We start from the raw sequence: 12,419 nt of genomic DNA on the forward strand, positions 1-12,419 counted from the left end.
TCGATCACTTCCATCAACCTCGCCCACGGAACGACCTGGTCCATCTTCCCCAGGAATATCTCGCGCCGCGTACGCTTTTTCTTCTTGTCGTACTCCGCTTGGGCGAAACTGACTTGGCTCGGCGACGTTGGCTTCATCTTGGGGGAAGTGTTGATGGCTATCTTGCTATAACGGTTATGCTTCGAAATAAGTTGGCCGGTATTGACGAATAAATCCGCGTTTCCCTAACTTTCTTAAATGTCACCTTGATGACCGTCCTGTAGTCCGATCGGATACGCTGCGCGCCAGCCGTCGGTCAGCCATTCGTCCGCAAATCGTGCTAGAACCCGCTGAAGGGCGCGCCGCAAAACCCGCCGCAGCGCAAGGGAGATGCTGGTTTTCAGCTGCGCCAAAACACTTTTGGTGTATCCTCACCGGCATCGAAACAACGTCGCGCCTTCCGCCGACCGCACAATGCAAGATCACCCTACTGGCGCTAAACTCCCCGACGCCAAGCCCCATCGTTCGTTATTTGAACGACTTACCGCACTGATTTCGCCGGAACCGGAAAACCGTGCCGAGCTGCTTGAAATTCTGCAGGATGCCCACGAACGCAATCTGATCGATGCGGATGCGCTGTCGATGATCGAAGGCGTGTTTCAGGTTTCCGACCTGTCGGCGCGCGACATCATGATCCCGCGCTCGCAGATGGACATGGTCGATATCGCCAAGCCGATCGAGGAATGGCTGCCGATGGTGCTGGATACGGCGCACTCGCGCTTTCCCGCCGTCGAAGGCGAACGCGACAAGGTGGTCGGCATCCTGCTGGCCAAGGACCTGCTGCGCTACTACGCGGAAGAGTCCTTCGATGTGCGCCACATGCTGCGCCCCGCCATCTTCATTCCCGAATCCAAACGCCTCAATGTGCTGCTGCGCGATTTCCGCGCCAACCGCAATCACATGGCGATCGTGGTCGATGAATACGGTGGCGTGGCCGGGCTGATCACCATCGAAGACGTGCTGGAGCAAATCGTTGGCGATATCGAGGACGAATACGATTTCGACGAAGAAGAAGACAATATCCTGGCCATCAAGGACGGCGTCCACGGCGCCAAATGGCGCGTCAAGGCGTTGACCGAGATCGCGCAGTTCAACGAGGAACTGGGCGTGTCGCTCTCGGATGAAGGCGTCGACACCATCGGCGGCCTGGTCGCCAACCATCTGTCGCGCGTGCCACGCAAGGGCGATGTGTTCGACATTGGCCCGTTGCGCTTTGAGGTGCTGCGCGCCGACGCCCGCCAGGTGCATGTCCTGCTGGTTGAAAAATTCACCGAGCTCGCGGTAGACGACCTTGTTTGACCGCCGTGCCGGCATCGCCCTGGCATTCTGCGCCGGCGCGATCAACGTGCTGGCCTTCGCGCCGTTCGGCTGGTGGCCGCTGCAAATCCTCAGTCTGACATTCCTGTTCTGGCAGTTGCAGCGCACCGCCAGCGTGCGCCGCAGCGCCCTGCTGGGCTGGATGTATGGCTTCGGCTGGATGCTGTTCGGCACCAGCTGGATTTACATCAGCCTGCACGACTACGGCGACCTGCCGGCATGGATGACCATCATTGCGGTATCAGGACTGGCGCTGTTTCTGGGCTGCCTGTTTGCCGCGATGGGCGCCATCGCAGCCCGCCTGCGTCAGCGCTGGCACAGCAGCGAGATCGTGTTTTTGCTGGTGTTGCTACCGGCGCTGTTCCTGCTGGCCGAATGGACCCGCTCCTGGATCTTTACCGGTTTCCCGTGGCTGTCGGCCGGCTATGCACACAACGTCGGGCCGCTGGCAGGGTTCGCGCCGCTGATCGGCGTGTATGGCATCGGCCTGCTCAGCGCAATCATTGCCGGGGTGCTGGTCCTGTTGCCGCAGCGTCGTGTGCTGGCGCTGCTGCCGGCACTGCTGTTCATTGGCGGCGCGGTACTGCAACAGGTCAGCTGGACCACCCCGCACGGCAATCCCATCACAGTCCGTCTGCTGCAAGCCAATGTGCCGCAGGAAATGAAATTCGATCCGGCCCGCGTGCCCGACACGCTGCAGCTCTATCACGCCATGATCACCGCCGCGCCGGCCGACCTGATTGTGACGCCGGAAACCGCGGTGCCGGTATTTCTGGGCCAGCTGCCGCCCGATTATCTGCCGCTGCTGGCCGACTTCGGCCACGCCACGCACAGCGAGTTGCTGCTGGGTGCGCCGCTGGCGGATTCACCCACCCATTACACCAACAGCGTGGTCGGGCTGGGCGGCCAGACGTATCGCTACGACAAGCATCATCTGGTGCCCTTCGGTGAATTCATCCCGTTCGGCTTTCGCTGGTTCATCGACATGATGCAGATGCCGCTGGGTGACTTCAGCCGCGGCGCGGCGCTGCAACTGCCGCTGGCAGTGAAGGATCAACAGGTGCTGCCGAACATCTGCTACGAGGATCTGTTCGGCGAAGAGATCGCCGACCAGCTGGCCGGCGCGGCGGCGGGCACCACCATGCTGCTCAACGTCTCGAACATCGCCTGGTTCGGCAACTCGATCGCGCTGCCCCAGCATCTGCAGATTTCACAGATGCGCGCACTGGAGACCGGCCGCCCAATGCTGCGCGCCACCAATACGGGCATGACTGCCGTGATTGATCAGAAGGGCCATGTGCAGAGCCAGCTCAAGCCGCTGACCAACGGCGTGCTGAGCGCGTCCGTACAGGGCTATGCCGGCAACACACCATACATCGTGCTCGGCAATCGTCCAGTGCTGGCGAGCAGCCTGCTGATGCTGCTGGCCAGCTACGTGCTGCGACGCAAAAAGCTCGCCACGCGTGAGCCTTTGCCACCGAAAACCCGCTAAAATCCTTGTCTTTGCTCCAACCTTGCTGACTTCACTGGCAAGAGAACCTTCATCTGCACCCCGGATCGCCATGCTCACATTCCAGCAAGTCATTCTCAAACTGCAGCAATACTGGGACGCCCAGGGCTGCGCACTGCTGCAGCCGTACGACATGGAAGTCGGCGCCGGCACCTCGCACACCGCGACCTTCCTGCGCGCGATCGGGCCGGAGCCATGGCGTGCTGCCTATGTGCAGCCATCACGCCGCCCCAAGGACGGCCGCTATGGCAACAACCCGAACCGGATGCAGCACTATTACCAGTTCCAGGTCGTGCTCAAGCCGGCGCCGGAAAACATCCTGGACCTGTATCTCGGCTCGCTCGAAGCGCTCGGACTGGATCTGAAAAAGAACGACGTGCGCTTTGTCGAAGACGACTGGGAAAACCCGACCCTGGGCGCCTGGGGCCTGGGCTGGGAAGTCTGGCTCAACGGCATGGAAGTGACCCAGTTCACGTACTTTCAGCAAGTTGGCGGAATCGACTGCAAGCCGGTGCTGGGCGAGATCACCTATGGCATCGAGCGGCTGGCGATGTATCTGCAGGGCGTCGACAATGTCTACAACCTGATCTGGACCGAGCGCCGCGACGGCGCCACGCGCGACCTGACCTATGGCGACGTGTTCCATCAGAATGAAGTCGAGCAGTCGACCTACAACTTCGAGCACGCCAATACCGAATTCCTGTTTTCGCTGTTCACCAATTACGAGTCCGAAGCCAAGCGGCTGATGGCGCTGGCGCTGACCTTGCCGGCCTACGAAATGATCCTGAAGGCGGCGCACAGCTTCAACATGCTCGATGCGCGCGGGGCCATTTCCGTGACCGAACGGGCCGCCTACATCGGCCGCATCCGCAACCTCTCGCGCGCCGTCGCACAAGCCTATCTGGAGTCGCGCGAGAAGCTCGGCTTTCCGATGTGCGAGCCCGTCGCCCAGATCGCCTGACCGACCACCCCATTCATTTTCGCCGCCGCATCCGGGCGGCCTCGCATCGGAAACCCGCCCCACCATGAATCAAACGCTACTGGTCGAACTGCTTACCGAAGAACTGCCGCCAAAGGCCCTGGCCAAACTGGGCGAGGCCTTCGCCAACGGGGTCGTCAATGGCTTGAAGGCGCGCGATTTCCTCGGCGCCGAGGCACAGGCAACCACCTTTGCCACACCGCGCCGGCTGGCCGTGACGATTACCGATGTGCGCGCGATGTCGCCGGTCAAGACCATGCGCGACAAGGTGCTGCCGGTGTCGGTCGCGCTCGATGCTGCCGGCAATCCGACCCCGCCCCTGCTGAAGAAACTCGCCGCCATGGCGGCCAACCTGAGCGGTCCGGCGCCGACACTGGCCGATCTGGAACGCGCCGCCGACGGCAAGGCCGACAGCTTCTTCTACAGCTACAGCGCCCCTGGCGCAGCCCTGCGCGACGGCCTGCAAACCGTGCTCGACGAAGCCGTCGCCAAACTGCCGATTCCGAAACTGATGAGCTACCAGCGGCCCGATGGCAGCACGGTGCAATTCGTGCGTCCGGTGCACAAGCTGATCGCGCTGTTTGGCGAGGAAGTGCTGCCGCTGACATTGCTGGGCTTGACAGCCGATCGCGTCACGCTGGGCCACCGCTTCCTGTCCGACGGCGCGTTGCGCATTGCCAGCGCCGACAGCTATGCCACCACGCTCGCCGATGCCGGCCGTGTCATCGCCAATCCGCAGCAACGCAAGGAAACCATTCGCACGGCATTGCTGGCAGCCGCCGGCGACGACCAGGTGCTGATGCCGGAAGCGCTGCTCGATGAAGTCAGCGCGCTGGTCGAATGGCCGCAAGTGTATGTCTGCCATTTCGAACCTGAATTCCTGGCGGTGCCGCAGGAATGCCTGATCCTGACGATGCAGACCAACCAGAAATACTTTGCCCTGACCGATGCCGGCGGCAAGCTGCGTTCGCGCTTCCTGATTGTCTCCAACATCGCCACCGACGATCCGCAGCACATCATCGGCGGCAACGAACGCGTGGTGCGGCCACGGCTGTCGGACGCCAAGTTCTTTTTCGAGCAGGACCAGAAAAAGACCCTCGCCGAGCGGCTGCCTGCGCTGGCCGGCATCGTGTATCACAACAAGCTCGGCACCCAGGCGCAACGCACCGAACGCGTGGCGGCGCTGGCCGGCATGATTGCCGCGGCGCTCGGCGGCGATGTCGACCTCGCCACCCGCGGCGCGCTGCTGGCCAAGACCGATCTGGTCACCGACATGGTGGGCGAATTCCCCGAGCTGCAAGGCATCATGGGCACGTATTACGCCCGCCACGATGGCGAACCGGAGGAAGTCGCGCTGGCGATCTCGGAGCATTACCAGCCGCGCTTCGCCGGCGACGCGTTGCCGACCAGCGCCACCGGCACCGCCGTCGCGCTGGCCGACAAGCTCGAGACGCTGATCGGCATCTGGGGCATCGGCCTGCAGCCGACCGGCGACAAGGACCCGTTCGCGTTGCGCCGCCACGCCCTCGGCGTGTTGCGCATGCTGATCGAGAAGCGTCTGCCGCTGTCGCTGGCAATGCTGGTCGATACCACCGCCGGGCTGTTCGCCAGCAATGCCGCCTTCCAGCATCCCGGCAGCGCCCTGCCCGCCTTCCTGTATGACCGTTTGCGTGGCCTGCTGCGCGAACGCGGTTTCACCCCGAACGAGATCGAGGCGGTGGTGGCGCAGCAACCCGACGTGCTCGACAACCTGGTCGACCGGCTCGATGCCGTGAAAGCCTTCGCCGCCCTGCCCGAAGCGGAGTCGCTTGCCGGCGCCAACAAACGCATTACCAACATCCTGAAAAAGACCGACGGCACGCCGGGCGCGGTGCGCGCCGATCTGCTGCAGGAGCCCGCCGAGCGGGTGCTGCATGCAGCCATGCAGCTGGCGCAACCGCAGCTCGACGCTGCCTTTGCCGCGGCCGATTTCAGCAGCGCGCTCAAGTCGCTGGCGCAGTTGCGCAACAACGTCGATGCGTTCTTCAATGACGTGATGGTGATGGCCGAAGACCCGGCGCTGCGCGCCAACCGCATCGCCCTGTTGTCGCAGTTGCACGCCATGATGAACCGGGTCGCCGATATTTCCACGCTGGCGACCTGAACGTCACGTCACCTCCCGCCGCCATGAAACTGATCATCCTTGACCGCGACGGTGTCATCAACCAGGACTCCGACGCGTTCATCAAATCACCGGCCGAATGGATTGCCATTCCCGGTTCACTGGAAGCCATCGCCCGGCTCAACCAGGCCAACTACCGCGTGGTAGTGGCAACCAACCAGTCGGGGATCGCGCGCGGCCTGTTCACCATGCCGACGCTCAACGCAATCCATCAAAAAATGCATGCAGCCGCGCATCAGGTCGGCGCGGATATCGATGCGGTGTTTTTCTGTCCGCATTGCGTCGACGACCACTGCGACTGCCGCAAGCCCAAGCCGGGGATGATGCGCGACATCAGCCAGCGCTTCGAACTCAACCTCAAGGGCGTGCCGACCGTGGGCGATTCCCTGCGCGACCTGCAGGCCGGGTTTGTCGCCGGTTGCGTACCGTTTCTGGTCCGCACCGGCAAGGGCGCCAAGACCGAGGCCAAGGGTGGCCTGCCGCCCGGCACGCGCGTGTTCGCCGACCTGGCCGCTGCGGTCGACCATATTCTCACTACTGCCTGACCGTTTTTTCACCTTTTATCCGGAGTACCGATGTCACGTTTCATCCTGCTGTTGCGTTCGCTGCTGTTCCTGCTGGTGATGATTGCCGTGACCATCCCGTGGGCCTGCATCTGCTTCATCGCGTTGCCGTTGCCGTACCGCGCGCGCTACTTCATCACCTCGCGCTGGAACGTGTTCATGATCTGGCTGGCCAAGGTGCTGTGCGGGATCCGCTACCAGGTGCGCGGCATGGAAAATCTGCCGGATGCGCCGGTGATCCTGCTGTGCAAGCATCAGTCCGCCTGGGAGACCATTTTCCTGTTGTGCGAAATGCCGCGCCCGCTAATCTTCGTGCTGAAGAAGGAACTGTTGTATGTGCCGTTCTTTGGCTGGGCGCTGGGCTTGCTGCGCATGATTCCGATTGATCGCAGCAAGGGCCGCGACGCCTTTGCCCAGGTCGTGGTGCACGGCCGCAAGCGACTGGCCGACGGCCAGTGGGTCATCATGTTCCCGGAAGGCACGCGCACCAGTGTTGGCAGCCAGGGCAAGTACAAGGTCGGCGGCGCACGCCTCGCCGTCGAGACCAACACGCTGGTGGTGCCGATTGCAGTCAATTCCGGCGAGTGCTGGCCAAAGAATTCCTTCATCAAGAAACCCGGCCTGATTACGGTCTCGATCGGCCAGCCGATCTCGCCGCAAGGCAAGGATGCCGCCGGTCTGATGCAGGAAGTCGAAAAGTGGATAGAATCCGAAATGCGGGTGATTTCACCGGCGATGTATCCTTCCAGATAAACCACACGCGACTCCCCCTTGAAGCTGCTGCGCAAAACTCCATCTGACCCAACAGCACCGGCTGCGCAGCTGGATCTGTTTGCGGCCGAGCTGACCGCACCGGCGGAGCCGGGCGCGAGTTCCGGGCCAAAGCGTCGCCTGCACATCGGCAATCACATTCTCGAATTCACGCTGCTGCGTTCCAAGCGCCGCACCATTGGTTTCATGATCGACGAAGATGGCTTGCGGGTGACGGCACCGCGCTGGGTGCCGGTGGCCGACATCGATGGCGCGATTCGCGAAAAGCAGCAATGGATTTTCAGCAAGCTCAACGAACGGCGCGAGCGCAGCGCACGCAACATCCGTCCGGTCATGCAGTGGCGCGATGGCGCAAGCCTGCCGTATCTCGGCGAGTCCCTGACGCTGCGCATCGTGACCGGCCAGCGCCTTGGCATCGCCTTCGATGCCGTACTGCGCGAGCTGACGGTGAGCTTGCCGGCGGCTGCCGCCGAGCAGCAGCTCAAGGACCGGGTGCAGAGCTGGCTGCAATTCGAAGCCCGCCGCATCTTCGGCGAACGGCTGCCGGTGTATGCAGAAAAACTCGGGGTGACGTTTCGCTCGTATGCGTTGTCGTCCGCCACCCGCCAATGGGGGTCCTGCACCACCGACGGACGGATTCGCCTGAACTGGCGCCTGATTCACTTTTCGCTGCCATTGATTGATTACGTCATCGCCCATGAACTGTCGCATCTGCGCGAAATGAACCACGGCCCGCAATTCTGGGCCACCGTGCAATCGATTTTCCCCGACTTCGAACTGGCCAAGAAAACCTTGCGCGATCATGTGCCGGCCACCCTGCCGGTCTTTTAACCTTCCCATTCAAACACCACCATGCGATTTCTTCACACCATGCTGCGCGTCGGCGACCTGCAACGCTCGATCGATTTCTACACCAAGGTGCTCGGCATGACCCTGCTGCGCACCAGCGACAATCCATCCCAGAAATACACGCTGGCATTCGTCGGCTATGGCACCAACCCCGAACATGCCGAGCTAGAGCTGACCTACAACTATGGCGTCGACAGCTACGACCCCGGCACGGCTTATGGCCACATTGCGATTGGCATGGAAGATATCTACAAGGCCTGCGACGACATCCGCAACAGCGGCGGCAACGTCACCCGCGAAGCCGGTCCGGTCAAGGGCGGCACCACGGTGATCGCCTTTGTGCAGGACCCGGATGGGTACAAGATCGAGCTGATTGAGCGCAAGGGCATGTAGCCCCTAACGGACGCATGGAATGCGGGCGGTTGATTACCGGGCATTGCACTCCGTAGTCCGCAACCACGTCGACGACCGCTCCGAGCTTTTGCATCGGTTCAAATTCAGGCAAGCCGAGTTATCGGGGTCAGAGTTTTTTTTCGCAGCGGGTCATCGCGAAAATTACTCTGACCCCGATGACGGACCATGGAATACGTACGGTTGATCGCCGAGCTCAGAACTCCGTAGCCCGCAATCGGAGTCAGATTTTTTTTCGCAGCGGGTCATCGCGAAAATTACTCTGACCCCGGTTGCTGCCGAGGCGGTGTGCGACCGTTGCAACGACAGCGCGGAGTTTTTGCGGTTGTTCAAGTTAAGGCAAGCCGAGTTATCGGGGTCAGAGTTTTTTTCGCAGCGGGTCATCGCGAAAATTACTCTGACCCCGATGACGGACCATGGAATACGTACGGTTGATCACCGAGCTCAGCACTCCGTAGCCCGCAATCGGGGTCAGAGTAATTTTCGCGGAAAGGCGTCGCGAAAAAAAACTCCGACCCCGGTTGCTGCGGAGGTGATGCGCGACTGCCCTAAAAGGCGATGCGCGGCCACTCCCAAAACTGCGTCAGGCGCCTTTTCAGACCTGCCCGGTCGGCATCAGTGCGCGGCCGAATACCGATTCGCCAACGCCACAAACAACTCCAGCGAAATGGTCTCCGGTCGTGCCTGCGGATCAATGCCGACGTCGATCAGATCGTGTTCGGTGAACATCCCGGCCAGGCAGTTGCGCAGCACTTTACGGCGTTGTGAAAACGCCTTCAGCACCACCGCCTCCAGCGCCAATTGATCGCAGGCCAGCGGCGCTTCCAGCGGAATCATCCGCACGATGGCCGACTCGACCCGTGGTGGCGGATCGAAGGCGGTCGGTGGCACGATGAAGCGCAGGCTCATCGCGTAACGCCATTGCAGCATCACCGACAGCCGGCCGTAGCTCTTGCCGCCGGGCGGGGCGACCATGCGCTCGACGACTTCCTTTTGCAGCATGAAGTGCTGGTCCTGCACGATGCTGGTAAAGCTGGTCAGATGAAACAGCAACGGACTGGAAATGTTGTACGGCAGGTTGCCGACCACGCGCAGTTTCTGCCCTGCGGCCAGTGGCAGCGCGGCGAAGTCGAACTTCAGCGCGTCGCCGGAATGGATCACGAGCTTTTTCGGATTGAAGGTTTTTTCGAGACGTGTGACCAGATCGCGATCGAGTTCCACCACGTGCAGCTGGTCCAGTTCATCGAGCAGCAATTGCGTCATCGCACCCAGGCCAGGCCCGATCTCGACCATCGCATCAGTGCGACGCGGGGCAATGGTCTGGATGATGTCTTGCAGGACTTGCTTGTCGGTTAAAAAATTCTGGCCGAAGCGTTTGCGGGCAATATGTTTCAAGCCGATTCCACCGATTCTGCGACCATCTGCGCCGCCATCCGGATCGCTTCCACCATGCTGCCGTAGTCGGCGTGACCGACGCCCTGCGCAGCCAGATCGAGCGCGGTACCGTGGTCGACCGAAGTACGAATCAGCGGCAGTCCGAGCGTGATGTTGATGCCATGTCCGAAGCTGGCAAATTTCAGCACCGGCAAGCCCTGGTCGTGATACATCGCCAGCACGCAGTCGGCGTTCTTCAGATATTTTGGCTGGAACAGCGTATCGGCCGGGTACGGTCCGGCCACGCTGATGCCGCGCGCGCGGGCGGCCTGCAAGGCAGGAATCATGACGTCGATTTCTTCATGGCCGAGATAGCCGCCTTCACCGGCATGCGGATTCAGGCCGGCCACCAGGATGCGTGGCTTGGCCAGCCCGAAGCGGGTGCGCAAATCATGATCGAGAATGTCCAGCGTGCGGCTCAGGCTGTCGAACGTGATCGCGGCGGGGACATCCTTGAGCGCCAGATGAATCGTCGCCAGCGCGACCCGCAACGGCGTTTCGCCGGCGGCGGCAAGCATCATCACGACATGTGGCGTGGCGGTTTTTTCGGCCAGGTATTCGGTGTGGCCGGTGAACGGCACGCCGGCGTCGTTGATGGTGCTCTTTTGCAGCGGTGCGGTCGCCATCGCCTCAAACCAGCCGGCGCGCGTGCCTTCGATCGCCATGTCCAGGCTGGCCAGTACGCTGCGACCGTTGCGGGCGTCGAGCGTGCCCGGCACGACATGCTCGGCCAGCGGACAGTCCAGCACCACCAGCCGTGACGACGGCCAATCCGGCAGTCCGTCGTTGCGCAGGGCCTGCACCGAGACTCCTGCCAGCGCAATGGCCGGGTCGATCTGGTCGGCCACCATCGCCAGGAACGCGGCGTCGCCAATCAGCACGCAGTTGATTTCATCGCGCAGCGCCCACGCCGCGCGCAGGGCGATTTCCGGACCGATGCCGGCCGGCTCGCCGCAGGTGACCGCAATGGTCGGACGCACTCTGGCTGGCACTGCCGTCATTATTTGTCTTCCAGCCGGTATTCGACGTAGGCGCGATCGCGCACCTGACGCACCCAATCCTGGGTGGCTTCTTCGAGCTTGCGCTCGCGGATGGTCTGTCGGGCCAGCAGGCGTTGACGCTCCTGCGAGACATCCTGGTTCTTGCGCTCGATCACTTCAATCAAGTGATAGCCAAACGGCGACTCGATCGGGGCGCTGACTTCGCCGGGTTTGAGCAGATTCATGGCGCGCTCGAATTCCGGCACCGTATCACCGGGATAGATCCAGCCCAGATCGCCGCCCTTGGACGCCGACAGGTCGTTCGAATACAGCTTGGCAAGTTCTTCGAAGGTGGCCGCCTTGTTGTCGAGACGCGCCTTCAAATCGGTCAGCTTGCGCAAGGCTTCGGCCGAGGTGACGATGGTGTTGACCTTGATCAGGATATGGCGCGCATGTGTCTGTTGCACGGCTGGCGGGGCAGTGCCGGCGCCGCCCTTGACGACGCTTTGGGTGCGCTTGCCAACCACTTTGAGAATATGAAAACCGTTGGCGCTCTTGATCAGCGGCGACAGGTCGCCCTGGTTCAGGTTGGCCACCGCATCGACAAAAATCTGCGGCAGGCGGTCGGTGGTGCGCCAGCCCAATTCGCCGCCCTTCAATGCATCGATCGAATCGGAATACGAGGCGGCCAATTTGCCGAAGTCGGCGCCACCGGCAAGCTGACGGGCGATGTCTTCGGCGCGGGCGCGGCGCAAGGCAATTTGTTCCGGCGAGGCGTTTTCGGGAATGCGCACCAGGATCTGGGCCAGATTGAACTCGGGCTGGACCTGCGGTGCGTTCTTCTCGGCTTCGATGAAATTGTCGACTTCGGATTCGGTGATCTGCAGCTTGTTGTCGACCTCGCGCTCACGGATGCGCTGCATTGCCATTTCGTCCCGAATCTCTTCGCGGAAACGCGCGAACGGGATGCCGTCGCGCTCCAGCTGATTGCGGAAATCCTGCATCGACAGCTTGTTCTGTTCGGCCATCCGTCCCATCGCCCGATCCAGCAGCACGTCGTCAATGCGGATACCGCTTTCACTGGCGAGCTGGAGCTGGGCGCGGTCGACGATCATGCGTTCGAGCAGTTGCTTCTCCAGCAGCGCGCGCTGCGGCACGGGGGTGCGCTGCTGCGTCATGCGGCTTTCAACCATGCGCACGCGCTCGTTGAGTTCCTGGCGTGTAATCACATCGGTGTTGACCACCGCGACGATGGAATCGATGACTTGTGGCGCTGCTTTTTGGGGCGCAGCAGCGCTGACCTGGGCGGCAACTGGTTGCGCGCCGAAGAGCGTCAGAAGGATGGCAGCGATAGGCAAGGCACGGACAGAAAAATAATGGCGCATGGTGTGTTCCGAAGTCCTGG

At 62.0% G+C, this 12,419-nt stretch carries 11 protein-coding genes; 8 read left to right on the forward strand and 3 right to left on the reverse strand.

All coding sequences use genetic code 11. From position 1 onward, the window contains the following. Positions 1–453 precede the first annotated feature (453 nt). The 8 genes from RCH09_RS03255 to gloA all read left to right on the forward strand — a co-directional run bounded on the left by RCH09_RS03255 (position 454) and on the right by gloA (position 8,582). Complete coding sequence (locus tag RCH09_RS03255; protein WP_326939610.1) at positions 454–1,338, forward strand: HlyC/CorC family transporter; 885 nt, start codon at positions 454–456, stop codon at positions 1,336–1,338. Beyond that, complete coding sequence (gene lnt, locus RCH09_RS03260) at positions 1,331–2,848, forward strand: apolipoprotein N-acyltransferase (protein WP_326939611.1); 1,518 nt, start codon at positions 1,331–1,333, stop codon at positions 2,846–2,848. The genes RCH09_RS03255 and lnt overlap by 8 nt, the downstream gene beginning before the upstream one ends. Positions 2,849–2,918: 70 nt before the next feature. After that, on the forward strand, positions 2,919–3,827 hold the full coding sequence (gene glyQ, locus RCH09_RS03265; protein WP_326939612.1) for a glycine--tRNA ligase subunit alpha: 909 nt from the start codon (positions 2,919–2,921) through the stop codon (positions 3,825–3,827). Between the two features lie 64 nt (positions 3,828–3,891). After that, complete coding sequence (gene glyS, locus RCH09_RS03270) at positions 3,892–5,988, forward strand: glycine--tRNA ligase subunit beta (protein WP_326939613.1); 2,097 nt, start codon at positions 3,892–3,894, stop codon at positions 5,986–5,988. A 23-nt stretch (positions 5,989–6,011) separates the two neighbouring features. Further along, the gene (gmhB, locus tag RCH09_RS03275; RefSeq protein WP_326939614.1) at positions 6,012–6,551 is read left to right on the forward strand and encodes a D-glycero-beta-D-manno-heptose 1,7-bisphosphate 7-phosphatase; all 540 of its coding nucleotides are present in this window, start codon (positions 6,012–6,014) and stop codon (positions 6,549–6,551) included. Positions 6,552–6,581: 30 nt separating this feature from the next. Continuing rightward, positions 6,582–7,322, forward strand: coding sequence for a lysophospholipid acyltransferase family protein (locus tag RCH09_RS03280; RefSeq protein ID WP_326939615.1), 741 nt, complete (start codon positions 6,582–6,584; stop codon positions 7,320–7,322). Positions 7,323–7,340: 18 nt separating this feature from the next. Further along, on the forward strand, positions 7,341–8,171 hold the full coding sequence (locus RCH09_RS03285; RefSeq protein ID WP_326939616.1) for a M48 family metallopeptidase: 831 nt from the start codon (positions 7,341–7,343) through the stop codon (positions 8,169–8,171). A 21-nt stretch (positions 8,172–8,192) separates the two neighbouring features. Further along, positions 8,193–8,582: a lactoylglutathione lyase gene (gene gloA / locus RCH09_RS03290; RefSeq protein WP_326939617.1), complete on the forward strand. Its 390-nt coding sequence runs from the start codon at positions 8,193–8,195 to the stop codon at positions 8,580–8,582. A gap of 633 nt (positions 8,583–9,215) precedes the next feature. On the opposite strand, the gene rsmA is transcribed toward gloA, so the two are convergent. The 3 genes from rsmA to RCH09_RS03305 are packed head-to-tail and all read right to left on the reverse strand — an operon-like array spanning position 9,216 to position 12,399. Beyond that, positions 9,216–9,995 (reverse strand): 16S rRNA (adenine(1518)-N(6)/adenine(1519)-N(6))-dimethyltransferase RsmA, encoded by a 780-nt coding sequence (gene rsmA / locus RCH09_RS03295; RefSeq protein WP_326939618.1) that lies wholly within the window; start codon positions 9,993–9,995, stop codon positions 9,216–9,218. Then, positions 9,992–11,035 (reverse strand): 4-hydroxythreonine-4-phosphate dehydrogenase PdxA, encoded by a 1,044-nt coding sequence (gene pdxA, locus RCH09_RS03300; RefSeq protein ID WP_326939619.1) that lies wholly within the window; start codon positions 11,033–11,035, stop codon positions 9,992–9,994. Before pdxA ends, rsmA begins: the two co-directional genes overlap by 4 nt. Beyond that, positions 11,035–12,399: a peptidylprolyl isomerase gene (locus tag RCH09_RS03305; RefSeq protein ID WP_326939620.1), complete on the reverse strand. Its 1,365-nt coding sequence runs from the start codon at positions 12,397–12,399 to the stop codon at positions 11,035–11,037. Before RCH09_RS03305 ends, pdxA begins: the two co-directional genes overlap by 1 nt. Positions 12,400–12,419: the final 20 nt, after the last annotated feature.

This window comes from Actimicrobium sp. GrIS 1.19, from assembly GCF_035984655.1.
In the GTDB taxonomy this organism is placed as follows: domain Bacteria; phylum Pseudomonadota; class Gammaproteobacteria; order Burkholderiales; family Burkholderiaceae_D; genus Actimicrobium.

Bases quoted from the DNA above. Each gene is read 5' to 3' on its own strand.
- RCH09_RS03255 (WP_326939610.1), top strand. From the start codon at position 454: ATGCAAGATCACCCTACTGGCGCTAAACTCCCCGACGCCAAGCCCCAT.
- glyQ (WP_326939612.1), top strand. From the start codon at position 2,919: ATGCTCACATTCCAGCAAGTCATTCTCAAACTGCAGCAATACTGGGAC.
- glyS (WP_326939613.1), top strand. From the start codon at position 3,892: ATGAATCAAACGCTACTGGTCGAACTGCTTACCGAAGAACTGCCGCCA.
- gmhB (WP_326939614.1), top strand. From the start codon at position 6,012: ATGAAACTGATCATCCTTGACCGCGACGGTGTCATCAACCAGGACTCC.
- RCH09_RS03280 (WP_326939615.1), top strand. From the start codon at position 6,582: ATGTCACGTTTCATCCTGCTGTTGCGTTCGCTGCTGTTCCTGCTGGTG.
- gloA (WP_326939617.1), top strand. From the start codon at position 8,193: ATGCGATTTCTTCACACCATGCTGCGCGTCGGCGACCTGCAACGCTCG.
- pdxA (WP_326939619.1), bottom strand. From the start codon at position 11,035: ATGACGGCAGTGCCAGCCAGAGTGCGTCCGACCATTGCGGTCACCTGC.
- RCH09_RS03305 (WP_326939620.1), bottom strand. From the start codon at position 12,399: ATGCGCCATTATTTTTCTGTCCGTGCCTTGCCTATCGCTGCCATCCTT.